The following is a 23,995-nucleotide window of genomic DNA, read 5'->3' as shown; positions in this document are numbered from 1 at the left end:
AGCAAGGGAGAGGGGACTTTCCCCTTTTCCCCCTGCACTCTGCCCCAATTCCTCTTTTTTCCCAATCCCCAATCCCCAAACTATCGTGGATCTTGAGGTACATTCACAGGTTGACCAAAACGGTCATAAACTGAAATGTCCCACTGTCCGTTATTGCTAAACTCAAAAGCAATCCTACTACCATCAGCACTAATAGTAGGATTGCGGACTTCTGCTTGCAGGTTAGCCGTTAAATTACGTGATTGTCGTGTTTCTCTGTCGTAGAGAAAAATTGCCGATCGCCCTTGACGACTAGCAGCAAATACAATATAACGAGCATCTTGGGAAACGCTGGGATGGGAAGCAATAGTATCCAAGGCATTTAAACCCGGTACATCAATTAAATTGCGCGTCAGAGTATCAAACAGATAAACGTCTTGGCTACCCCGGCGATCGCTTGTAAATACAATATATCTACCGGAAGTTTGCGGGTTAAGTTCCGACGCAAGACTATTCAGACTCCTCCCACCTGGATCAAAAGGATAACTTACCAACCGAGGATAACCAAAACAGCCACTTAACAAGGTTGTACAAGCAAATATAGGAATAAAAAGACGTTTAGTCATTAGTTATTAGTCATTAGTCATCAGTTATTAGTTATTCTCCTCCGCTCCCTCATCTCCCTCATCCCCCTCATCTCCCCCCCACTTCCCTACTGCGGTGGAGTTACAGTTGCACCATTGGGAATATCTAACTCAATATTTGGCCCTCTATCGAGAACTTCAATATCCCACTGACCACGGGCGGCTGTTTCAAAGACAACATAACGTCCATCGGGACTGATAGCCGGATTTCTCACCCAACCGCGATAGGTGGGTGTAACGATTTGTGACTGTTGCGTAGCGCGATCGTAGAGTGCTACTACTGGTCTGCCTTGGTCGCTGGTTAGGTAAGCAATATAACGTCCTGTATAGCTGAGGCTGGGACTTTCGATAATTGTCTCGCGGCGATTTAAGCCAGGCGTAGCGATAAAACTCTGCTGTTGTAAATCATACACAAGTAACTGATGACTACCATTACGATTGGAAATCAACGCCAAAAACCGACCATTGCCACTTAAGGCTGGTTGCTCTTCTGTGTAACGACTATTGAGGGAAGTAGGGCCAAGCGGAATCTCACCTGAGCTACAAGAGCCTAGCAACCCTGCCAAGCTAAAAACCAGGCTCCAATAAATCGGTTTTTGGAGCCAAAACTGAGAAGCAAATTTTTTCACCTCAGATATTTACTTTTTTCCATCGCCTTTAAGCTTACAACTATCCTGACCGCTTTATAAGTCCTCAAAATCTGTAGAATTATCAGACTGTTCATCTGATTGATCTATGGGTTTATACGGTACATAATCCGTTGGGATAGCTTCATCATCTTCTATTGGTCTGCGAGGAGTGGTTTCAGCAGGTGGACGGCGTTTCCTTGGTCTGCGTGGGACATCTTCGTTCATCTCTGAACTTGGCGAAACGTCATTAGTTCTACGTGAGGGTTTTCTTGTCGGTCGCTCAGAACTTTCCCAATCATCAACTTCTCTAGTGGAGGAAGAACCCCAATCTTCTTGTTGATATGTTTCACTCACGCGACTTGATGGACGGCTGGGACGGCGGCGTGGTCTATCTGTTGGTTCTTGTCTGTCGCTACTTGTGCGGCGATCGCGCCGGGGCGGTTGTTCGTCATAATAATCATCACGAGAAGAACGCTCATCTCTACTAGGGCGAATCCGCGCGCGTACAGGCCGTTCTTCCTCTTCTTCCTCTTGATAAGGCAGTGGTTCAAAGTCTGATTCCACCTCAGCCTCATATTTCCGCCGATTATATGAATATCTGTTACTAACCGGACGTTCTTCATCGACAATCGGAGTGTTACGTTTAGCTTGTTGCGTAGCAATACTACGCAAGCGAATACTCTCCACTGCAAAAAATACAGTTGAACCCACCAAAAGCAACTGACCAAATTGCAAAATCGGGTCTAAACGCCATCCTTGAAAGATGAGAATAAAACCGCACAGCAAACCCACAGCTGCAAAAAAGATATCTTGATCTCTTGACAGTTCTGGACGCACAGTTCGCAGAAAATATAGTGCTGCCCCAGCCACAGCCAGGAAAATTCCTAGAATACTGGCTGAGTTCGTCCCAAAATTTACCTGAGCCAGAACACTGGCTGAGTTCAGCCCAAAATTTAGCATTGTTCTTTTCCCAATATCAAATCTATGTTAGCGAGTTACACTTAAAATCACTACTCTCAACAATCACCAAACCTCCTCGCCCCGGAAGACCTTATTTTCTAAGCATGGGGAGAAAGGGGCGTTTGCGTTTTAATCGCCGTTCCAACAACTTAAAATTTATACGAATAGCCATCCTGTTTGTGAATAGGTGTACAAAAGCGGTAACTAATCCCAGCAACACGACCAACATGGGTGACAATATCGAAGCTACCAATCTTACGGCACAGCAATCGACCAACATACTGTCCTACCTTCTTGCCGGACAGTACAACAGCTTTGACTATATCGCCAGTCCTGAATCCAAAATGAACTTGCTTGCGTTCTCTGTGTCGAATAGGGAATCCGTATTTATCTGTACCGCACATTTGGCGGGTTCCCCATCCAGTGCATTTAATCCGCAATGGTTGTTGAGTCAACAGATTTAACTTCTCCACATTACCAACACAAGCTGCATCAACCCAATGATGTTTAGGTAATTCCAGCCTTGTTCGGTTATACTTAGTTTGTCCGCCTGTCCCCGTTGTTGTGGGCAGGATATTTTTCAAGGTTTGGAACAACGCCCAACGAGTTGAGTTAACAACTGCTGCATCCCTAAGCGGTTGTTTGGCTTGTCGCTGAATTTTCTTTAGTCGAGAGGGGTTTTTTTGGAGGAATTCATCGATAGACCTAGTTCCCTTTTTGGTGTTACACCTCTGACAACTTAAGGTTAAGTTACTGACTCGGTTACTACCTCCTTTTGCTCTGGGATGGATATGTTCAATTTGGAGTGGGACAGCTTCTTGATCGCAATAAGCACATTTGCGTCCCCATTTTTCTAACAGGTATTCCCGTACCTCGTATCCAGCCAGTTCCCCCTGTTGATACTCAACACCATCAATTTCAGGGTTTTGCATTGCTTGAGTGTCGAACTTAACCAATTCCATTGTAATTTGAACAATTGGAGCATAACGGCAAAGTCGTTTTACCCAAGTCTCAATTGTGAAAACACGGTGCATCAATGATGGTGCTAACCATCCCTCTGTGCGCTTACGGTTATTGAATCTTGGCTGACGATACCGAGTCTTGCGATTCCGACGACTGCGACGTAATGATCTTCTTGATTCCAATGCGTTTTTAATTTGCCCTCCTCGATGTTCTAGCTCGGCAACCCAAATAACATTTTCCTCATCTAAAACCGCAATGCCACTAAATTTACTGCCAGGATCAAGCTTGACGGTTAATGGTTTTAGTGTTGGATTCAAAACAGTGTGTTTGAGGATAATCGTAAATGGATACATCCTGAACACTGCTGCTTTTTCCTTAGTCAACAATTCCCTTGCTCTCGCTGGGGGAATTGGATTGAGAGGTTGTTTGTTGGTGTCTACAACAAATACGTAATTTTGCATTTCTGCATCTTTGTTACAGGTAATGTTTGCTTCGACTTTGTTTAAGGTCGGTACTATCCAAACGACACTGGTTTATTCTCCGTAAGCCTGTTTAATCGCTTGGTTCTAGAGCTTGGAACTAGCAAGCATTCCAAGGTAGGACTTTAACTCTTGCCTTAAACGAGTAGTCTGGTCAGGCAGCGAAGATAGCTAACCCCTAACTTCTAGCTGTGGGGTTTGCTCTCAACTAGAGAACCCTGACAATATAATATTTAAGCTTCAAAGCATCTGGCAAAGAAGCTCTGAAGCTATTTACCGCAAAATAAAAATGGTGAAGTCTGTCAGGTTAGTAAACCTATCGCTGACAGACAAAAACTTGAGAGAGTCAAAATAACTCTGCCAAGCACTAGGAACGTTGGATTTTATCTTTTTGGCTGATGAAAATTAAACCAACGGTGGCAGGGATAACAACGATCGCAGTACCCCAAGCCAGACTCCAAAGAAAGTTTGCTAAAGATGGTGTCATGGATCTCAACCTTTTTTTACACACTTCATAATAATTCTAATGGTGTATCACATCCTTGAGAAGCCTCTTGTCATCAGGTAGCAAACCAAATCAACACCTGCACACAGGTTAGTTACTTTTTCTTCCTCACTAATAAGTTCCAGTCTTTCGTTAGAATTTAAATAGATAAAGCTTTACAAAGCTTAAAAATTTCAGATTTTGCCCTCAGTGTTTTCTCGACCCATCAAGAGTAGCTCAAATCAATTCCATGACTGCTGTTAACCTGACCGTTTGGATTCTCGGCCCTATATTGGGCATCATGACATTTTTATTCATTTTCCGCATCATTCTCACTTGGTATCCGCAAGTGGATTTGAATCGGTTGCCTTTTAATCTCATCGCCTGGCCAACTGAACCATTTTTAATTCCTTTGCGGAAAGTTGTAGCACCTATAGGCGGAGTTGACATCACCCCAATTATTTGGGTAGGTATCTTTAGTTTGCTACGAGAAGTTCTCTTAGGTCAGCAAGGTTTACTCACCATGATGTCCCGTGTTAGTTAGAGCATGGGGTATAAATTTTTATCATGCTCATAATGCGTTAGTGCAGATCAAATAGGTGAAGATTTTTCTCTACGAGATGCTGCCCGTGGTTAGCTTACCCAAAGGGGTAAGCTAACGCCATCAAGCACCAAAAAATCTCAATAACTTCTGTAATTTACTATCCCGTCTGTAGTTGGTTTAGCTTCTGCCTGATTAAAATTTCAACTTCTTCAACCTCAGCCTTGCAGTTGGGGATGTCAAAAGTTTCTGGAGGTGCTTCAGCCGTAAAGCGGTCAACAAAGGCATGAAATGCAGCCTTATCATCAGGATGAGCTATGACATAAGCTCTTAGCTCACCCTTTGTTATGGTACTGAAGTCAGGCTTCATCACAAGAACCTCCAACGACCATTGGGATAGATTTCTATTTCTATGTTATCTCCAGCTAGCAGGAATAAATTACCTGTTCGCTCATCAAGGCGAACAACGAAAATAGGGGTAAAGGTGTTAGTTAAGGACTGACACAGGATTACACACCTAATAGCTTGTTCGGGAGTTGGCAAAATTGATATACCCTCACAACCATCTAATACTGCACCAGAATATCAGATAGCAAGAAGGGGTAGAAGTTTGACTTCGTTAACCTGAGTTCGGAGTCAGGAAAGGGGCAGGTATTAAGCTGAAAATAAGATATTTATCCGCCTTTTACGCTTTACCCTTTACCTTTCTACTTTTCAATCCCCAATTCCTTAGAGTTTCATCTCTTGAATGAAATTGGTGTAAACCTGACCTTCTAAAAACTGTGCGTTTTCCATGATTCTTTGATGGAAACCAATTGTTGTCGGCAACCCAGTCACAGCACACTCCCTTAAGGCGCGTTTCATGCGGTTAATAGCAGTACGACGATCCGGCCCCCAAACAATTAATTTACCGATGAGCGAGTCATAGTAAGGGGGAATTTGATAGTCAGTGTAAACGTGGGAGTCAATCCGCACACCAGGGCCGCCAGGGGGAAGATAACCACTGATGCGTCCGGGGGCTGGGCGAAAATCATGGTCGGGATCTTCGGCGTTGATACGGCATTCAATGGCATGACCTCTCAAAACTACTTTGTCTTGAGTTAGTCTGAGTTTTTCCCCTTGAGCAACTCTGATTTGTTCTGCTATCAAGTCCACCCCTGTTACCATCTCGGTAACAGGATGTTCTACTTGAATCCGGGTGTTCATTTCCATGAAGTAAAATTTACCGGATTTATCTAAGAGAAACTCGATAGTACCCGCCCCGGTGTAGTTAATGAATTGGGCAGCTTTGACAGCAGCTTGTCCCATTTTTTCCCGCAATTCTAAGTCAAGTGCCGGGCTGGGTGATTCTTCGAGTAACTTTTGGTTGCGGCGTTGTATTGAACAATCCCGTTCACCTAAGTGAATAACGTTACCGTAATTATCGGCCAAAATTTGAAATTCAATATGGCGCGGACGTTCAATAAATTTTTCGATATAAACGCCGGCATTACCAAAAGCTGCTCCGGCTTCACCTTGGGCGGCGTGGAAGAGTTTGACAAATTCATCTTCCGATCGCACTAAGCGCATACCCCTACCACCACCCCCGGCTGTGGCTTTAATCATCACTGGGTAGCCAATTTTTTTGGCGATCGCTAATCCTTCTTGTTCTGTCTCTACCAAGCCATCACTTCCCGGTACTGTGGGAACTCCTGCTTTTTGCATGGTTTCCTTGGCTGTGGATTTATCCCCCATCAACCTGATAGCTTCTGGAGTCGGGCCGATAAACGCAATGTGATGATCCGCACAGATTTCCGCAAATTTGGCATTTTCCGCCAAAAAACCATAACCAGGATGAATTGCGCTAGCATTGCGTGTTAAAGCTGCCGCAATAATATTGGGAATATTCAAATAACTTTTACCGCTAGCCGGTTCACCAATACAAACTGCTTCATCAGCAAGTTGGACATGGAGAGCATTCCGGTCAACAGTCGAGTGAACCGCGATCGTCGCAATTCCCATTTCTTCACAGGTGCGGAGAATGCGAAGGGCGATTTCTCCCCGATTAGCAATTAATATTTTGTCAAACTTCATTTTCGAGTTTCGTTATCAGTACCAGTAGATAGAAATTGTCTCCCATCCCATTTGCAACAGCGCGATTGCTTTATTTCAAATTATGACAGGAGTTTTACCAGCCTCATCATCCTCACAGATGTTGGGAAACTCAGCTACTTTAACGCTGAGATCAAAAACAATCACAAAGGCTTAAGCCGCAGTCAAAAATTTATAGGCTTTAGCCAGCAGAGTGTCAACTCCAGTAGACTGCACGATTTTAGTGTTGAGTTACCAGCCCTGAGTTGTGAGTCGGGTGATTCGCTTTGTAATTGGAACTCCAAACTCAGCAATAACTACAACCCTTTTAATATCACTTGTCGAGATACTATATTTCTGTCAGTCTGGTATCCACCTTCGGGAAATTTGTGAACCGATAAAATTAAATTTTTGGTAAAGTTTCACAACTAACAGATCATCTTGACGTATTTTTGTTTCTGGTGCTATACTTCATGTTTGTAATGCTTATGCGGATGTGGCGGAATTGGTATACGCGCACGTTTGAGGGGCGTGTGGCTTTGCCTTGCGAGTTCGAGTCTCGCCATCCGCATTTTTTAAAAGATTGGAAGACCCCAACTATAACGAAGTTTAGTTGGGGTACTTTACTGCTACAGTCTGGGCGCAATACAGAAGTTGCACAGTAACGCCTGTACAAGTCAATCTAACCAGCCCATATTATGGCTGACGGGGGTGTTGCCGTAACTTCTTTGTTATTGCTACACCCCCATTTTTGAACTAATGACTAATGACTAATAACTGATGACTAATGACTTAAATTTTGTTTTTTGTGCTTTTATAGAGATAGGTGAACTTTTGTAAAGAACATTGACTGCTATTTTTACAAGTAACAAATCAACACTGCCAACCGGGTGGCATCGCCTCACACCAATTTGGCAAGGTGGCGAAGAAGTCATCAAAAACAGTTTGCCACACACTCAGCTAGCACCAGCTTGGCAAATGCTGCTACTTGGCGACGGCTCACCAACTAGGCACTTAGAATTACTTACGGGAGAATCTACAGAAGTAGATGTGATTGATATGTCATTAATTGGCATGGACTTAGATTCTGCGCCAAGCTTGATTACATCTGTTCCAGGGCCAAGACTCAGGCGGCAGGTTTGGCTACGCACTGCCTCTGGGCAAAGATTGGCTTATGCTACTTCATGGTGGGAAGCTAGTCACGTAGATGAGTATTTACAAAATCGTTCTTTAACTATTTGGGCTAGTCTAGCTCGTCTCCGCACAGAATTGTATCGAGATGTGCGAGGCATTTATTATGGTTACTCAGATGCACTAAACACAGGATTCAACGAGGATGGGCCTTTTTGGGGTCGTCATTACCTCTTTTGGCATCACGGGCAGCCTTTGACATTGATTTATGAGGTGTTTTCGCCTTATTTGACTAAATACTTGGGGCCTATGCAGCTTAGTCCCAGTAAAGGTCAAGTTTAGAACCAACAGCAATAGATAGTTAGAGTTTTGGGATTGAGCCAAAGCACTGCTGATTCTCTGTGTTGAGGTACAAACCATCACAGCAGAATCAACTGAAATTGAGATGGAAAAATTTTAATTAAATTTAATGTTAAAGATATTCTGACACGATACGGCAGTTAATTGCGACAAATATCTATGTAAATTTGCTTATGAGCAATATAATTATTCTTGGTATTACTGGTAGAAAATGACAGCAAATAATTAATTGGACAAGGCAATCACATCTGAAAATAGAAAATAATTTTTACCTGGGACAAAATAAATCAAGTAAACGTCATAAATAAGTAGTTATATTTTAAGTAAAAAATCAATATACAGATAACTTGCAGCTTTTGATAGTAAGTTATATTCTCAAAGTGATTACCAATAAAAATTCATAACCCGCAGGTTTAACAGGTGAGACTTGCCGGGTTAAATAACTATTGCAGGTAAATTGTCCAGCAAATTTTCAGCAAGAATGCTAAAACAATTGAGTAACTATAAAAATACAACTTAGAAATTAAGTGTCAGGTAAGTAGACAGCCGAAGTATAAACATTATCCAAAGCGGAAAAATACATCTAAATTAACTGACTGAAAAATAAACAACCTGGAATTTGAGCTAATTAATTAAAATAATCAAAAATTTGTATGTATAAGGTGTAGTTTGCAATGACACCGCCTATTTTGTCTGTTCCCATGAGAAAAATTAAGCAATCATCTTTAGTGCTGACACTCTCGGCTGCTGGGTTATTGATTGGTGGTGGTGTAGCAGCATATTGGTTTTTCAGCCAAGGACAATTATTTTCGAGAAATTTACTGGCAGGTGCCAATATTATTCCCCATGATGCTTTGTTTGCGGTTTCCCTGACGACAGATGCCCAGCAATGGCAAAAATTACAGGAATTCGGCACTAAAGACACACAAGCACAACTGAATCAAAGCTTAGTACAGTTGCGCGATCGCTTTCTCACGAATAACGGTTATGACTTCCAGAAAGATATCCAACCGTGGGTAGGCGATACAGTCACCTTGGCAATTTTAGCCCCAGAAATCAAGAAATCGGCTCCTAAGCCAGTTTCAAACATTGGGGAAGCAGTAACTAATCAGCAATCGATAGTGATGGTTTTACCTGTAAAAAACCCTGAAAAAGCTAAAAGTATTTTTACCGAATCAAAAACTTTGCCTCCAGGTACGTGGGTTGATCGTACTTATCAGGGGATTACAATCAAACAAAATCAGGGTAAAACCGGAGAAAGCCTGGCGGCTGCATTTATAGATGGAAAATTTCTGGTAATTAGCGATAGCCTAAAAACTACAGAACGTACAATTGACGCTTATCAAGGTAAAACATCCTTAGCAAATACAGGCGGATTTGCTGAAAATTTTGGTAAAATCGCCAGTTATCAACCATTAGCCCAATTTTATATCAACGTACCCAAAGCTGCTAAAATCGCTGCTTCTGCTCCCACACGCCGCTTACCTGCTCAAGTTTTAACTCAACTGAAAAATAACCAGGGTTTAGCCGGGAGTGTGACTTTAGAGCCAGAAGGGTTAAGAATCAAAGGAGTTTCTTGGCTCAAACCGAATAGTCAGCGAGTTTTGACAATAGAAAACAAAGCCGGAAGTATGCAAAACCGCGTACCAGCAGAAACCTTGATGATGTTGTCGGGTGGTAACTTAAGGCGTTTATGGGGTGAATACGTTTTAACGTCTAAAGGTAATCCTCTGTCACCGATTACACCAGAACAACTACAAAGTAGTGTCAAGTCTCTGACTAATCTGGATTTAGAGCGGGATTTACTCAGTTGGATGCAAGGCGAGTTTGCTGTCTCTGTGATTCCGAGTCATCCCAAACCGGGAAAACCAGAAGATTTTCGTGCTGCTTTAGTATTCATGATCCAAGCGAGCGATCGCCAAAAAGCAGAAGCAGCAATTAAACAGCTAGATGAGGTTGTGCAGAATCAGTACCAGTTCCGCATCAAATCAACAACAGTAGCAGGTAAACCCGTTGTGAATTGGATCAGTCCTTTTGGTACTCTCACCGCTACCCACGGCTGGTTAGATCAAGATGTTGCTTTTTTAGTAGTAGGCGCACCCATTACTAATAAAATCTTACCTAAACCGACTAATACCCTCGCTAGCAATCCCGAATTTAAAACTACAGTACCCATAGAACTCAATCCAGCTAATGGACAATTCTACTTAGATGTGGAACAGGTAACGAAAAATTTCCCTCTACCACCACTGATTCCCCAGCAAAGAACTTTGCTAGGTGCAACACGTACTATTGGAGTTTCAGCCGCAGTTAGCGACAATCGCAGCACCCGCTACGACATTTTTTTGACACTGAAAAAAGCGGAGAAGTAGGTTGTTAGAGGGATGAGGGAGATGAGGAAATAGGGGAGGTAGGGGAAGCAGGGGAAGCAGGGGGAGCGGAGGAGAAGAACTTTTACCCAGTACCCAGTACCCAGTACCCAATCCCCAATTTTGAATTTGGAATTTTGAATTTTGAATTACTTAAGCAGATAGGATCAGAACAGTCAGAATCAATAATTTTCAAACATCCTTGGCGGAGAACACTTTATGGATCTGGTTTTGCTCCAGAATTGGTTGGATAATGCTTCTTTTGCTGCCTTGTTTGTCACCATGCTGGTGTATTGGGTGGGTGCAGCGTTTCCAAATTTACCAGCAATTAATGCTTTAGGAACAGCAGGGATGGCGATCGCTAATTTGTGCATTGCTACCCTTTTAGGTGCGCGTTGGCTAGAAGCTGGTTATTTTCCTTTGAGTAATTTGTATGAATCCCTATTTTTCCTGACTTGGGGGATCACTACAATTCATCTGATTGCGGAAAATTCTAGTCGTAGCCGCTTAGTAGGCGTGTTTACTGCGCCTGTGGCTATGGGAATTGCTGCTTTTGCGACTTTGACACTACCATCAGAGATGCAAGTAGCAGAACCCTTAGTACCAGCCTTAAAGTCCAATTGGCTGATGATGCACGTTAGCGTCATGATGTTAAGTTATTCAGCTTTGATGGTTGGTTCACTGCTAGCGATCGCTTTTTTGATCGTCACTCGTGGAAAAAACATCCAATTACAAGGTAGTTCTGTCGGTAACGGTGGTTATCGCACCAATGGCTACCGCTTGCATAAAGCAGGTGAACTAATTTCTCAACCTGCAACAGCAGAAAATAATGGCGTAGTTCGTTTAGAAACTAATCACAACGGTAAAGGTAACACTGCTGTCTTAGACTTAATTACCACACCTGAATCCTCAACCCTAATCAATGCTGAAACCCTTTCACCGCAACGCCTCAGCCTTGCCGAAACCCTCGACAATATCAGCTATCGCATTATTGGTTTAGGATTTCCCCTATTGACAATTGGGATTATTGCTGGTGCTGTCTGGGCTAATGAAGCTTGGGGTTCCTATTGGAGTTGGGATCCTAAAGAAACTTGGGCGTTAATTACTTGGTTAGTATTTGCTGCCTATCTCCACGCTAGAATTACTCGTGGTTGGCAAGGCCGTCGTCCTGCAATTTTAGCAGCTAGTGGTTTTGTTGTGGTTTGGATTTGCTACCTGGGTGTGAATCTTTTAGGTAAAGGTTTACATTCTTACGGTTGGTTTTTCTAAATGTATTTTCCCCTCTTCATTTGCCAAGAGGGGATTTGAATTTATGAAAATGATTACTATCTTTTGGGAACTATAAATTTAGTGCCAGGAGATTACTATGAATGATAAATGGGAAACCCTGAATATTAACGATGATGTTATTCATTTTTATCAACAATATATTCAAGATGTCTATAATACTCAAATAGCCTTTCAATTGCTGAGAGCAATTCAGAAAATTTGGAGTACATATCGCTCTGAATCAGAATCTCAGCTATTTGATGAAGGATTAGATTGTTATGTTTTAGCACCTGGGAAAACATGGCGCAAAGGTAAAATCAGATTGCGGTTTGAATTTCTTCCGGATGAGTCAGAACCAAAGGAAATTCAAGACAATAATCTTGAGACTTCCCCACTCGATGATTTGAGAGAGAAATTAAAAAATCTTGAGGAAGAATAGCAATTTAAGATAAAGTTATTCTCATCTAAAAATTTTAATCTTTTCAAAATGGTATGGACTGCACTCCACGCAAAAATACATCGTACTATCAAAGCGCGCCACTTATTTGAACGTGAGCAAAGGTTATTAGTAGCAGTCTCCGGTGGACAAGATTCGCTGTGTTTAATTAAATTACTATTAGATTTACAACCCAAATGGGGATGGGAGTTAGGTATTGCCCATTGTGATCATCGTTGGCGTGATGATTCTCAAGCTAATGCCCATCATGTCGAAAATTTAGCGAAAAATTGGGGTGTATGTTTTTATTTAAAAATTGCCTCTGAGCCTGTTAATAGTGAAGCTAAGGCTCGTGATTGGCGGTATCGAGCTTTAAGTGCGATCGCTCAGGCTGATAATTATCAATATATCGTCACAGGTCACACCGCTAGCGATCGCGCCGAAACTCTCCTCTACAACTTAATTCGTGGAACTGGTGCTGATGGTTTACAAGCTTTGACTTGGCAACGTTCCCTAACTGATAAAATTGCCCTAGTGCGTCCCCTGTTAGAAGTTACCCGCAAGCAAACCGAGGAATTTTGTCAACAGTTTGAGTTACCAATTTGGGAAGATGCCACCAATCAAAACTTAAAATATGCTCGTAACCGTATCCGGCAAGAACTCATACCATATTTACAGCAAAATTTCAACCCCCAAGCAGAATTAGCCCTAGCCCAAACCGCCGAACTACTACAAGCAGAAGTTGAATATTTAGAACAAGCCGCCCAGCAGTTGCGGGAAGCATCTCTAGAAAATGCTTGCTTATCTTCCTTGCCATTAAGGTTAAATCGTCGGGTATTGCAAACAGCACCCTTAGCACTGCAACGGCGAGTGATGCGTCAAGTCTTGCAGCAAATACTAGCTGATGCGCCTAATTTTGAACATATCGAGAAATTAACCGCATTAATTACCGCCCCGAACCGTTCACAAACCGATCCCTTTCCTGGTGGTGCGATCGCTCAAGTCCAAGGCGATTGGATATTATTAGAGACGGTTGACGGTTGATGGTTGACTGGGGATTGGGCATAAACAAATCAAAATTCAATAATTACAGGGAAAAAGTATTTAATGCAAGAATTTTGTAGGCGCAGCCTTTGCTACGCTGGCGTAAGCCTAGCCGCAGGGTATTTTGAATTGATTTGTCTCCCTCATCTTCCCCTGCAACAAAAGCACATTTCACGAAGCTAGCAACTCCGGCTGAGTAATAAAACTATGGATAGTGTGACGGATTTCGCTAATAGTTTGGAGTTGATAATCGCTAGTTTCTTGAATCTGAGCCAAAGATTCCTTCATGCTTTGCAGTTTTCCTCGTAAGCCATCCAAGCAATCTTGAATAGGTTGTAGAGCCTCTTGATAAAGATTAACCCGTCCCCAGCATTCAGCGTTGGCTATCCGTAGAGACAGTAAATTTTCCTCCATTGTTTTAAGTTCTTGCTTTTGTTCACGGAGGTTGTGGGTTTGGTTATCAATCATGCCTTGATCTATCTCAATCGCAGCACGCATCTGCTCAACTTCGCGTTCTAACTTCTGTATTGCTTGATATTGGTGTTGTCGCTGATTTTCGAGTTGTGAAACAATCGGGCTGAAATCAATGCTATTTTCCTCTTCAGCATGAAGAACAGCTTGTCCTTGTCGGCGTAGCAGCACATTTTGGTGTCGCTTGACCAACTTTTGCTGTATTAACAAATTGCGTCTTTGTCCTACCAAAGTTTCATTAAGCATCCGATAAAGGTCTTGTTCATCGGCGAGTTCCATTTGCAAATTAACTAAATCTTTATCAGAAGCGTGGTTAATCTTCTGTTGCAATTTTTCTATAGTTTCTTGTTTATATTTCAGTTCTTGCTCTTGGTCTTGAACAAAGCTAGAGTCTATTTCTAACTTGTCTAATAAGTCTTGTATTAGCTTTTGCAGTTCACCTATAGGCATATTTTCCAGAGCTTGCACATCAACTTTTTGACCAGGAAGCCCATCACCAGCACTAACAGCTAAAGAGTAAATTTGCTGGTATAATTCTTCCTGAAAGTGTAATTGCGCTTTAGCTAGGTGAATGTATTCTTCCTTGCAGGCGATCGCCGCCATATTGACTTGTAATTGAGTGGTTTGTTGCTCCAAAGTTTTTTGTGCTTCTTGCCAGGCGGTTTGGCAATCGCTATAGGTTTGCGCCAGTTGCTCAACTTCCTGCTGCTGTTGAGTGGCTAGAGTTTTTTGTTGTTGGAGTTTTTCCCAATGGGGATTAAGAATAGCTTGCTGCTTTTCGACTAATTCACCAGCCCAATGGAGATGTTCCCGCACTTGTTCTGTAGGAGCAATGCGATTAGACAAGCGATCAAGTAACTCGCTCATCTTGCGACTTTGCTCTTGATCTAACACACCTCCCTCTTGCAAACGCTCCTCCAAGCGACGCTGTTCACCCCGCAGATGCTCCCAAGCACCTGCTAATTCTTGACGATTTTGCTCAATTTCTGCTTGCAATTGTTCAATTTGCTGACGGTTTGTCTCAACCTCCTGTTGCTGTGCTTCCAGGCGTTGAAACTCCTCCTCCATATTTTGCAACTGTTCCAATCGCACTTCCATATCCATTTCCCGGCGATTTAACTCTTGCGCCTGAAACGTCAGCGATTCTTTCCATTGATCAATTTCGTCTTCCTTGAGCTTATGTTTTTCTACCTGACGGGAGAAATTTTGCAAAATATTAACAAGTGGCCTGCCCGCCTCCTGAAGTCGCTGCACTTGACGATTGGGAGTCAATTCTACCAACACCAGCGCACCATCATTTAATTTGCTGGCTTCCTCAGCAGCAATGATATCTTCCGACACAGGACTCCAATTCTGGTCGGTTCGCTGACAAGCTAGCAGTTTCAGTTCGGTTTTAGAACTACCACCCAGTAAGCCGGCTTTCTGCTTTTGTACTTCTGCTAAATACAGCACACCGCTAGTCCTCTTGTGTACTTAATGACCGTGTTTGAAAATCTACTTTAGATTATTCTGTTAACTGGTCTGATTTACCTCAAGTTAGGCAAACAAGACCAACAAAACTATTTATAGTCGTTTTATTCTGCGCCCTGATCTTTATAGCAGCGATTTAATCGCTTCTTTGAATATTTTGTACTGATGACAGTGACGATGGCTTCCGTGTTATCACTAACTTTGTCAAATACTATTAAGAAAATTTACGGTTTATAGCTCAATGTATTTCCTGTTTCAGACTAATTGTAAAGAAAATATATTTTTAATACTCCGTACCTTACGTGCCTAAGATCAACATGGAGCAACCAATGTGCCAAAATCACATGATGTCAACAGCATCAAAAGGAGCCACTCAAAGCTAAATGCAGGGAAATTTACGGGAAATTGACCTTCGCAGTATTCTGCAATTAATTGAATTAGGGCAGCGAACTGGGCAACTTTTGATAGAAAGTGATTTCCACAGTTTCCACCCAGGAGCTAAAGAAGATACCGAGGGAGATAACCATTCCTGGCATTGCAAACGTCAAGCGTGGTTCATATTTTTTCTCAATGGTCAAATTATTTATTGCCAAGAAGGGCATAATAAGTTGTCACGGATTGACGAATACTTACGTCAGTATCGCGGGGAAATCTCTCTGGAGCGACAGCAAATGAATGCTTTAGGTGAACACAATTCTTCAGAATATGGCTATATTTGGATGCTATTAGAGAAGAATATGCTCAATCCTACCAAAGCTAGCCATCTCATCTACCGCTTGGTTTGTGAGACACTGTTTGATTTGCTGAGTTTACAGCAAGGGAGATTTATTTTCCATCAGGATACAGCCCTAGCACCCCAGTTAACTACCTGGGAAATTTCGGCTTTAATCTGCAAAATTAGCCAACAATTACAGGAGTGGAAGCAGCTATCTCCATATATTCAATCTCCAGAACAATTATTAATCCTGGCGGATACAGTGCATCTATACTCCTCGCTCCCAGCGACAACAGTCAATAAACTCAAACATTGGGCAGACGGTAAAACCACCTTACGTCAACTTAGTCGTTATCTTGATCGGGACATTTTAACAGTCGCGAAAACAATTTATCCCTACGTACAGCAAGGTTGGCTAAAACTGACATATCCACCAACAACTCATCCCCAGATAGCAAACCCAGCAGTGACAGGACAAAATCGGCAACAGGTAAAAATACTATGTATTGACGATACCCAGACTATTTGTGACACTGTAAAGTCTATTTTACAAGCACAAGGATATCAAACAATTGCGCTCACCAATCCCTTAGAAGCACTCAGTCAAATTTTTCAATTCCAGCCCCATCTAGTTTTATGTAACATTGCCATGCCAGAATTAGACGGTTATGAAATTTGTGCCATGCTCCGACAATCACAAGCATTTCGGCATATACCGATGATCATGCTGACCAGTAAAGATAAATTTATAGATCGAGTCAGGGCGAAAATGGTCGGGGCGACAGATTTGTTAACAAAACCTTTGAGAGAAGCTGAACTACTGATGCTAGTGGAAAAATATCTCAATGCTTGATTTGGTGTAGCCAAATCAACCTGCTACAACACTTGTTCATCCCATAAAAGATGGGGTAAAAAATGTTATCACAGTATCAACTAAGGACTCAAACGAAGTTATTAACCAGTAAACTGCGGAAAATACTAAATTTAATTTATACAATAACTATTTTCGGGGAGATCAGGGAATGTTCCAAACAGGAACGTCTACATCAGGAGGTAGATAGCCATTTATGAGTACAGTTCTGATTGTGGAAGACAGTCTAGCACAGAGGGAGATGATTACAGACCTCCTGAAAGCCAGTGGCTTAACAGTCACCCATGCCACGGACGGATTAGAAGCCTTGCAGGCAATTCAAACAGAACCCCCTGATCTGGTGGTTTTAGATATTGTCATGCCCCGAATGAATGGCTACGAAGTTTGCCGTCGGTTAAAGTCTGACCCCAAAACCCAAAATGTTCCCGTGGTGATGTGTTCTTCTAAAGGTGAAGAATTTGACCGCTACTGGGGTATGAAACAAGGAGCAGACGCGTACATAGCTAAACCCTTTCAACCTACCGAGTTGGTGGGAACAGTCAAACAACTGCTGCGAGGATAAGGATGAAAACATCATGGTTAGCAAACCGGACTTTTTAAATGGTAGTGGTCAAGACCACTTTCGCCCTGAATTACAAGTAGAAAGTCCTGAAGGTGAGTTACATTTACGGTTTTATATTCCCTCGCATCAGGAGTTTGCACTACCCGCCACTGGTATCCGAGAGGTAATGGAACTGAGTCCTGACAGAATCACTCCGATTCCTAATGCTTCTCCCTTACTTTTGGGTACTCTAAATCTACGAGGTCGAGTAATTTGGGTAGCTGATTTGGGTCAATTTCTAGGGGAGGCAACTCCTTTAAATACAGATCGAGCAGAGATTCCAGTGATTGCTGTACAAGAGCAAGACACAATCGTAGGCTTGGCAGTAGAAGCGGTAGTAGGTATGGATTGGCTGGATGTACAAAATCTGATGCCACCGACAAACATACCAGACACCATGACTCCTTTTTTGCGTGGAGAGTGGTTATTAGAAAATAAAAACAATCAGTGCCTCAGACTACTCGACCAAATCGCAATTTTACGGAGTGCGCGGTGGGCAGGATGATATTGGGAGTGAGGAAATGGCAGCAAGTATAGACGATTACCTCGAAACTTATAACCAGGCTTGTACAGCCTACGCGCAACAAGACTATGAAGTTGCCGCGAGTTTAGTTGATCAGGTGGTGCAGAATGTCCCGGATGACCCTAACTGCCATTTATTGCGGGGTCACATCTACTATGTTTTGCAGCAATACGATATAGCAAAATTAGAATATCAAAAAGTTTTGCAATTGAGTGACGACTTAGAAATTATCGGTTTTGCTCACAATGGGTTAGAAAATATCAATCAATCTCAACAAAATGTCACAGAAAACCTTGATAATGACGAGCCGAGCCATCTCACAAAGACAACAAATGATTCACTGACATCTCAAGCATCAGAATTAGAAGATTTAGGAGCAATAGACAACTTTGATCTCGATAGTTTTGATTTGAATGCTTTAGAAACCCCACAATCATTACCAGATAACGATGAGTTGTCTTTGGACAATCCTTTTGCAATTACTACAGATAGCCAGGCTGTTGAGCCAACCATAGAATCTATACCAACTTTTAGCGATGATCCATTTGCTTTACATGAGCAACCAAATTCTCAAAATTTGGATGACAGCAATCAAGACAACTTTGGAGAACTAGAGTTACCTGCTTTTTGGCAGGAAGATTCCTCAGAAAATGGTTTAGCATCGTCAGAACTGGAGACTAATTTTTTAGATAGTGGTAGCAATTCCCAAATTGGTGACGACAATAGTCTTGATTCGCCTTTTGAAGAATTTGAACCACTAACTAACCTGAATGGGGAATATACTGCTGCGGATTTTCTCAACCCAGAAGAGGCTGAACCACCCAGCACTGTGAAGTGGGAATCCAGCAGCCATGAGGAAGCAGAGGAGGATTTGGTGATGGGTAAAGAAGAACTGAGCAATAACCCAATCCCAGATGATAATTTTCTGAGTAGCAATCAAGATAATTTTACTCAACCGGAAGCGAATAACTGGTTACAAGAAATAGCAGAGTCAGAAAACTTATCAGAAACTCCTTTAGCTTTGAACGGTAGGATGGCAAATAAAGAACAGCCATCGCCAACAATTGCTCAACCAGAAACGCATAGCTTTGATATTGATGAAAATTTTGACTTGGAAGCCTTTGAGTCAGCCTTTGGTTCCGAGAGTGTGACAGCAGATGAGGAGCCGAGCAGTATCATCAATGGAGATAACTCCCAGAATAATATCGAGTTTTTAGACGACTTTGATGACTTTGACGATTTAGGCAATATTCCTGGGTTTGATTTAGCAGATGCAGATTCTAGCTTTAGTGATGTGATGCTTGCCAGTGCTGAGGAAATTGGTAGCATTCCCGAAAGTAAAGAAGCACGAGTTACCAGTAGTGAGAATAGTAGCGATCGCGATGAGGAACTATTCACGATTACTGGTTCCCAAGAATCAGTCCCAGTATTTACCCAAACAGATGTCGCCAAGGTAGAACCCAGCGTCAGCGTTGAACAAGGCTGGTTAGCACCAGTAGAAAATGCTACCCTAGACACCAAACCTTGGTTAATCGGCGGAACTGTGGGTGTGTTCTCCGCTTTGATAGTAGCAGCTGTTAGCTTTGCTGCCACCAACTTTTCCCCTCCCCAACAACGGGAAACAGTACGGAATACAGGTTGGGCAATGTCACTAGCAGCCGGGATCACAGGTTTTGCTACAGCTGCTTTTATGGGTAATCTTACCCTCAAACAAGTTCGGCGCACTACCAAAGATTTACAAGCACAATTTGATTCTGTCCGCCAAGGTAATTTGAACGTACAAGCTAAAGTCTATTCTGAAGATGAATTAGGGCAGTTAGCCGCTAGCTTTAATGAAATGTGGCAGGTAATTTTTACGACTACCTACGAAGCCCAACGTAAAGCTAATGAACAAGAAGAAGCCAAGGAAAACCTACAACGCCAAGTTATCCGCCTGTTGGACGACGTGGAAGGAGCAGCCAGAGGAGATTTAACAGTACAAGCTGAAGTTACAGCCGACGTATTGGGGGCGGTAGCTGATGCCTTTAACCTGACAATTCAAAACCTGCGGGATATTGTACAACAGGTAAAAGTCGCAGCCAGAGAAGTCACAAAAGGGGCAACCAATTCCGAAACATTTGCGACGGCTTTATCTAGCGATGCTTTACGCCAAGCCGAAGAATTGGCAGACACCTTAAAATCTGTACAGGTGATGACTGACTCAATTCAACGGGTGGCAGAAGCTGCAAGACAAGCAGAGTCTGTGGCTCGTGATGCTAGTACCATCGCCCTCAAAGGAGGGGAAGCAGTAGAAAATACGGTGGCGGGGATTTTGGAAATTCGGGAAACTGTAGCGGAAACTACCCGCAAGGTGAAACGATTAGCGGAATCTTCGCAGGAAATTTCTAAGATTGTGGCGTTAATTTCTCAGATTGCCTCTCGCACCAACTTACTAGCACTCAACGCCAGTATCGAGGCGGCACGGGCAGGAGAAGCCGGACGTGGGTTTGCAATTGTCGCTGATGAAGTCCGCCAGTTGGCAGATAAATCAGCTAAATCCCTCAAAGAAATTGAACAAATCGTTATGCAAATCCAAAGCGAAACCGGCTCAGTAATGACCGCAATGGAAGAAGGCACACAACAGGTAATTAAAGGCACAAAACTTGCAGAAGAAGCCAAGCGATCGCTTGACAATATCATTAAAGTAGCAAATCAGATTGATGGTTTGGTGCGCTCAATTACCAGTGATACCGTAGAACAAACGGAAACCTCCCGCGCCGTCGCTCAGGTAATGCAATCTGTAGAACTCACCGCTCAAGAAACATCCCAAGAAGCACAACGAGTTTCCGGCGCACTACAAAACCTAGTAGGTGTATCCCGTGACTTGATTGCTTCCGTAGAACGTTTCCGCGTGGAAACTACAGAAACAAGGTAATTAGTCAATAGTGCAAAGTCCAAAGTCAAAAGTCCAAAGTTGAGATAATTGGCTATTGACTGATGACTGATAACTAATAACTGATGACTATTGACTATTGACTATTGACTATTGACTACTGACTAAAAAACTATGTTGCCAGAACAACAACAGCGAATTTTAGGTTACTTTATTGAAGAAGCCAGAGACCACCTCAACACCATAGAGCAGGGGTTATTAAATCTTCAAAGTACCTTGAACGACCCGGAACTGATTAACGAACTTTTCCGGGCGGCTCACTCCATTAAAGGTGGTGCGGCGATGCTGGGTTTAACTAGCATTCAGCACATTTCCCACCGTTTGGAAGATTCTTTCAAAGTTCTGAAAGAAAATCCGATTCGAGTTGATCAAAAATTAGAATCATTACTTCTGGGAGTCTCTGATACCCTCAAGGCACTTTTAGAGCAGTTGAGTGGGCCGTTTGGTTTATCAGAAGAAGCTGCTAACACTTTGATGTCAGAGACAGAACCAGTCTTTCAATGGCTGAATGAGCATTTAGAATTGCTGGTGCAACAAGGTGCGGGTACAGGTGATACCAGCGCGACTGTCATCCAACCAAAATCAACAGAAACTGTTGGCACTACTATTACAGAAATTTTCTTCCGCCAAGATGTGCCGACTGGTGGCGAACCAACACCACAAACAGCTTCATCTCAGGCAGCATCAGCCCCAGCCACCTCCACAGCACAAGATCATTGGGCTGAGTTTCAAACCCAGGTGTTACAGAAACTCAGGGAAATGTTGCAACTGTTTAAGCAACAACCAACACCAGCATCGCGTCAACAACTTCAGCAATGCTGTAACCAATTACAGCAAATGGGTCAAACCTGGAATTTGCCTAATTGGTGTAATTTGTGTAAAGCCGCAGCTACCGCAATTGGTAATTCTGAAAATAGCTATCTTACCTTAGCTAAAATTGTCATCACTGAAATTAAACAAGCCCAAGAGTTAGTCCAGCAAGGTAGAGAAGCAGAAATCACAATCAGCCAACAATTAGAAGCTCTTTGGGGTTTTTCAGACAATGCTTTATTGGAAGTAGCTCAAAATTTGCTGGGTGATATCCCTTCTGCTGTGCAGCCATCATTAATTTCACCAGCAACCAGCGAAGTTACTGATAACACTGATAACACATATTCAACAATAACCAAGGGAGAAGACAGTAATATTACTGTTGATTTGCCCACAGATAGCATAACTAGCCTGACAGAAGTTTCTGAGCAACTTGATCCCCACACAGATATTTCAGAAACCACAGAAAACACTGTTTCTGAACATGATATTATCGGGCATCTTATCTCGGAAAGTGAAGCACCAATATCTGTTCATACTGCTAGAATAGATGCCCATGGCCCAGAGGTAGGTTTAGCTGAATTAAATACCCTAGCTGATTTGTTTGAAGGTGAAACACCAGAACTAGATGACAATTGGCAGCAAGAGGAAATTATAGAAATTACAGACTCTAGTGCATTAGGGGTAGATATTGGTGCAACTGTTATTCAAGAATTTGATAGTGATTTAGCTGATTTTCTGTCACTAGATGGCAATAATGATGAGATACAATCTAGTACAAAGAATACAGAAGATTTAAGTTTATTATTTGGTGAAAACTTATTACAAACCGAAGATTTAGCAACAGAAAATTTACAAAATTCTCCAGCTATTTCTGAGGAAATATTGCAGGAACATTCACCAAATACTGAGGGTGAACAGGATGAGAATGATGATTTAGAGGAATTTTTGCATCTAGAATTTGATGCTAGTAACTCGCCTACAAGTAAAATCATTGAGATAGAAAATAATCATAGTTCTCAAGCCGAAGTAGCTCCTAAATCATCTAATGAACTTGATGATTTATTTAGCGAAAATGAGTTAAAAACAGAGGATTTGGCAAGAAATGATTTCAGCAATATCCCTGAGTCAAAATCGGTAGAATCACCAGAAGATTTATCTTTAGATAATTTATTTACTGAAGTACAAGAAATACCCAGAATATCTATAGATGAGTCAGAAATTAATGATTTATTTGATGAACAACCGATAACAGTATTAGATTTTTCTGCTGATGAAGATGACTTAAGTAACTTCTGGAGCGAAGAAAATACAGCAGAATCAGAGCTAATTTTGGACGATGTTGATGAACATGATCTAGCCAAAGAGTTAGAGGAAAGTTTATTTACTGATGCGGCTTCTGGTGAGAGTTTTGGAAACGTTGAAGATTCGGCTAACTCAGGCTTGGAAAGTTTTGATGCGGTAGATTTGAATGAAACTTTTCTCCCGCAGGAAGAACAGTTAGATTTAATGTTCTCATCAGAAGATACGGAAGATAACTTATTTGAAGATTTAGCAGCAAGTGAATCGACAATTAACCAGATACTTAGTGAAGAAGGCGAAATTTTTCAACCAGAAACTCCAGGTTTTTCGCAAGCACCAGAGTCGTTAGATTTTATTCCAGAATTTACCAATCAGAACATAGAAACTTCTGCTGGCGATTCTAATGTATCATTCGCTGATGTGCCATTTGATTTATTCAGTCTCAACGACGGTAACAGTGAAGAAGAATCTCTAGAAAATATAGATAATCCATTTGATGATTTATTTGCTAAGACTAATGATATCGGCTTGGAACCTCAGCAGGATACAGAAGGTTTAAATAATCATGCCACTAGCTTAGAAACTGATAGTACGCTGGCAGATGTGGAGGAAATTTCTGAATTAAGTTCAGGTGATAATCTTCTGCCGATAGACACTCAACTATCAGCACCGACATTTGGCGAATGGGTGATTCCCATTAGTGAAGTAACAGATGTTGAGTTTGAAGACACTAGCTTAGATATCGGTGATGAACTGTTAGAGACAATTGTTCAGGAAACATCAGAACTGGATTTAGCTGAGAGTTTCTTAGGCATAGAAGCGGATGTCTCTGAGGTGAGTGGTGAAGACACTAGCTTCGATATCGGTGATGAACTGTTAGAGACAATTGTTCAGGAAACGCCGGAATTAGATTTAGCTGAGAGTTTCTTAGGCATAGAAGCG

The 23,995-nt window shown here is 42.1% G+C and carries 19 protein-coding genes and 1 tRNA gene; 12 read left to right on the top strand and 8 right to left on the bottom strand.

Annotated features, from left to right (window positions below; genetic code table 11):
* Nucleotides 1–80: 80 nt before the first annotated feature.
* From A3775_RS04410 to psbX, 5 genes are all read right to left on the bottom strand, one after another.
* Nucleotides 81–605, bottom strand: coding sequence for a TolB family protein (locus A3775_RS04410; protein WP_066375948.1), 525 nt, complete (start codon nt 603–605; stop codon nt 81–83).
* An 86-nt stretch (nt 606–691) separates the two neighbouring features.
* Complete coding sequence (locus A3775_RS04405; RefSeq protein ID WP_066375946.1) at nt 692–1,252, bottom strand: TolB family protein; 561 nt, start codon at nt 1,250–1,252, stop codon at nt 692–694.
* A 54-nt stretch (nt 1,253–1,306) separates the two neighbouring features.
* A complete protein-coding gene (locus A3775_RS04400; protein WP_066375944.1) occupies nt 1,307–2,212 on the bottom strand; it encodes a Ycf66 family protein in 906 nt (301 codons plus the stop codon).
* A 149-nt stretch (nt 2,213–2,361) separates the two neighbouring features.
* The gene (iscB, locus tag A3775_RS04395; RefSeq protein ID WP_066424020.1) at nt 2,362–3,636 is read right to left on the bottom strand and encodes an RNA-guided endonuclease IscB; all 1,275 of its coding nucleotides are present in this window, start codon (nt 3,634–3,636) and stop codon (nt 2,362–2,364) included.
* Nucleotides 3,637–4,021: 385 nt separating this feature from the next.
* On the bottom strand, nt 4,022–4,141 hold the full coding sequence (gene psbX / locus A3775_RS04390; protein ID WP_015112477.1) for a photosystem II reaction center X protein: 120 nt from the start codon (nt 4,139–4,141) through the stop codon (nt 4,022–4,024).
* 247 nt (nt 4,142–4,388) lie between these two features.
* Here psbX and A3775_RS04385 point away from each other — a divergent pair, with 247 nt between their 5' ends.
* A complete protein-coding gene (locus tag A3775_RS04385) occupies nt 4,389–4,682 on the top strand; it encodes a YggT family protein (protein ID WP_066375938.1) in 294 nt (97 codons plus the stop codon).
* Nucleotides 4,683–4,839: 157 nt separating this feature from the next.
* Here A3775_RS04385 and A3775_RS04380 read toward each other — a convergent pair whose 3' ends face one another.
* Nucleotides 4,840–5,049, bottom strand: a complete 210-nt coding sequence (locus A3775_RS04380; RefSeq protein ID WP_197480086.1) for a DUF6887 family protein — start codon at nt 5,047–5,049, stop codon at nt 4,840–4,842.
* Nucleotides 5,050–5,408: 359 nt separating this feature from the next.
* Nucleotides 5,409–6,752 carry an acetyl-CoA carboxylase biotin carboxylase subunit gene (accC, locus tag A3775_RS04375; protein ID WP_066375936.1) on the bottom strand — a complete coding sequence of 448 codons (1,344 nt, stop codon included), beginning with the start codon at nt 6,750–6,752 and terminating at the stop codon, nt 5,409–5,411.
* A 487-nt stretch (nt 6,753–7,239) separates the two neighbouring features.
* Between accC and A3775_RS04370 the strand changes: the two genes are divergently transcribed.
* The 6 genes from A3775_RS04370 to tilS all read left to right on the top strand — a co-directional run bounded on the left by A3775_RS04370 (nt 7,240) and on the right by tilS (nt 13,358).
* Nucleotides 7,240–7,320 (top strand) — tRNA-Leu (locus A3775_RS04370).
* 275 nt (nt 7,321–7,595) lie between these two features.
* Nucleotides 7,596–8,222 carry a chorismate lyase gene (locus A3775_RS04365; protein WP_066375933.1) on the top strand — a complete coding sequence of 209 codons (627 nt, stop codon included), beginning with the start codon at nt 7,596–7,598 and terminating at the stop codon, nt 8,220–8,222.
* Between the two features lie 692 nt (nt 8,223–8,914).
* On the top strand, nt 8,915–10,612 hold the full coding sequence (locus A3775_RS04360) for a DUF3352 domain-containing protein (protein ID WP_066424018.1): 1,698 nt from the start codon (nt 8,915–8,917) through the stop codon (nt 10,610–10,612).
* Between the two features lie 216 nt (nt 10,613–10,828).
* A complete protein-coding gene (gene ccsB / locus A3775_RS04355) occupies nt 10,829–11,878 on the top strand; it encodes a c-type cytochrome biogenesis protein CcsB (RefSeq protein ID WP_066375928.1) in 1,050 nt (349 codons plus the stop codon).
* A 97-nt stretch (nt 11,879–11,975) separates the two neighbouring features.
* Nucleotides 11,976–12,317 (top strand): KGK domain-containing protein, encoded by a 342-nt coding sequence (locus A3775_RS04350; protein WP_066375925.1) that lies wholly within the window; start codon nt 11,976–11,978, stop codon nt 12,315–12,317.
* Nucleotides 12,318–12,365: 48 nt separating this feature from the next.
* Nucleotides 12,366–13,358: a tRNA lysidine(34) synthetase TilS gene (tilS, locus tag A3775_RS04345; protein WP_066424016.1), complete on the top strand. Its 993-nt coding sequence runs from the start codon at nt 12,366–12,368 to the stop codon at nt 13,356–13,358.
* Nucleotides 13,359–13,529: 171 nt separating this feature from the next.
* Here tilS and hmpF read toward each other — a convergent pair whose 3' ends face one another.
* Nucleotides 13,530–15,281, bottom strand: a complete 1,752-nt coding sequence (gene hmpF / locus A3775_RS04340; RefSeq protein WP_066424014.1) for a pilus motility taxis protein HmpF — start codon at nt 15,279–15,281, stop codon at nt 13,530–13,532.
* A 401-nt stretch (nt 15,282–15,682) separates the two neighbouring features.
* On the opposite strand from hmpF, the gene A3775_RS04335 reads away from it, so the two are divergent.
* From A3775_RS04335 to A3775_RS24895, 5 genes are all read left to right on the top strand, one after another.
* Nucleotides 15,683–16,867, top strand: coding sequence for a response regulator (locus A3775_RS04335; protein ID WP_066424012.1), 1,185 nt, complete (start codon nt 15,683–15,685; stop codon nt 16,865–16,867).
* A gap of 214 nt (nt 16,868–17,081) precedes the next feature.
* Nucleotides 17,082–17,447, top strand: a complete 366-nt coding sequence (locus A3775_RS04330; protein WP_066375917.1) for a response regulator transcription factor — start codon at nt 17,082–17,084, stop codon at nt 17,445–17,447.
* A gap of 13 nt (nt 17,448–17,460) precedes the next feature.
* Entirely contained in the window at nt 17,461–17,991 is a 531-nt protein-coding gene (locus tag A3775_RS04325; RefSeq protein WP_066375915.1) for a chemotaxis protein CheW, read from the top strand.
* Nucleotides 17,992–18,007: 16 nt separating this feature from the next.
* Nucleotides 18,008–20,923 (top strand): HAMP domain-containing methyl-accepting chemotaxis protein, encoded by a 2,916-nt coding sequence (locus tag A3775_RS04320; RefSeq protein WP_066424010.1) that lies wholly within the window; start codon nt 18,008–18,010, stop codon nt 20,921–20,923.
* A 132-nt stretch (nt 20,924–21,055) separates the two neighbouring features.
* A partial coding sequence (locus A3775_RS24895) for an Hpt domain-containing protein (protein WP_231866938.1) occupies nt 21,056–23,995 on the top strand: 2,940 nt, incomplete at its 3' end.

The organism is Anabaena sp. 4-3, assembly GCF_001597745.1.
In the GTDB taxonomy this organism is placed as follows: Bacteria; Cyanobacteriota; Cyanobacteriia; order Cyanobacteriales; family Nostocaceae; genus Trichormus.
The sequence above is the reverse complement of the archived record's forward strand: the minus strand, read 5'-3'. Positions and strand labels throughout refer to the sequence as shown.

Bases quoted from the DNA above. Each gene is read 5' to 3' on its own strand.
- psbX (WP_015112477.1), bottom strand. From the start codon at position 4,141: ATGACACCATCTTTAGCAAACTTTCTTTGGAGTCTGGCTTGGGGTACT.
- ccsB (WP_066375928.1), top strand. From the start codon at position 10,829: ATGGATCTGGTTTTGCTCCAGAATTGGTTGGATAATGCTTCTTTTGCT.
- A3775_RS04320 (WP_066424010.1), top strand. From the start codon at position 18,008: ATGGCAGCAAGTATAGACGATTACCTCGAAACTTATAACCAGGCTTGT.
- A3775_RS04410 (WP_066375948.1), bottom strand. From the start codon at position 605: ATGACTAAACGTCTTTTTATTCCTATATTTGCTTGTACAACCTTGTTA.
- A3775_RS04335 (WP_066424012.1), top strand. From the start codon at position 15,683: ATGCAGGGAAATTTACGGGAAATTGACCTTCGCAGTATTCTGCAATTA.
- tilS (WP_066424016.1), top strand. From the start codon at position 12,366: ATGGTATGGACTGCACTCCACGCAAAAATACATCGTACTATCAAAGCG.
- A3775_RS04330 (WP_066375917.1), top strand. From the start codon at position 17,082: ATGAGTACAGTTCTGATTGTGGAAGACAGTCTAGCACAGAGGGAGATG.
- A3775_RS04350 (WP_066375925.1), top strand. From the start codon at position 11,976: ATGAATGATAAATGGGAAACCCTGAATATTAACGATGATGTTATTCAT.
- A3775_RS04360 (WP_066424018.1), top strand. From the start codon at position 8,915: ATGACACCGCCTATTTTGTCTGTTCCCATGAGAAAAATTAAGCAATCA.
- iscB (WP_066424020.1), bottom strand. From the start codon at position 3,636: ATGCAAAATTACGTATTTGTTGTAGACACCAACAAACAACCTCTCAAT.
- A3775_RS04380 (WP_197480086.1), bottom strand. From the start codon at position 5,049: ATGAAGCCTGACTTCAGTACCATAACAAAGGGTGAGCTAAGAGCTTAT.
- A3775_RS04325 (WP_066375915.1), top strand. From the start codon at position 17,461: ATGGTTAGCAAACCGGACTTTTTAAATGGTAGTGGTCAAGACCACTTT.
- A3775_RS04400 (WP_066375944.1), bottom strand. From the start codon at position 2,212: ATGCTAAATTTTGGGCTGAACTCAGCCAGTGTTCTGGCTCAGGTAAAT.
- A3775_RS04385 (WP_066375938.1), top strand. From the start codon at position 4,389: ATGACTGCTGTTAACCTGACCGTTTGGATTCTCGGCCCTATATTGGGC.
- accC (WP_066375936.1), bottom strand. From the start codon at position 6,752: ATGAAGTTTGACAAAATATTAATTGCTAATCGGGGAGAAATCGCCCTT.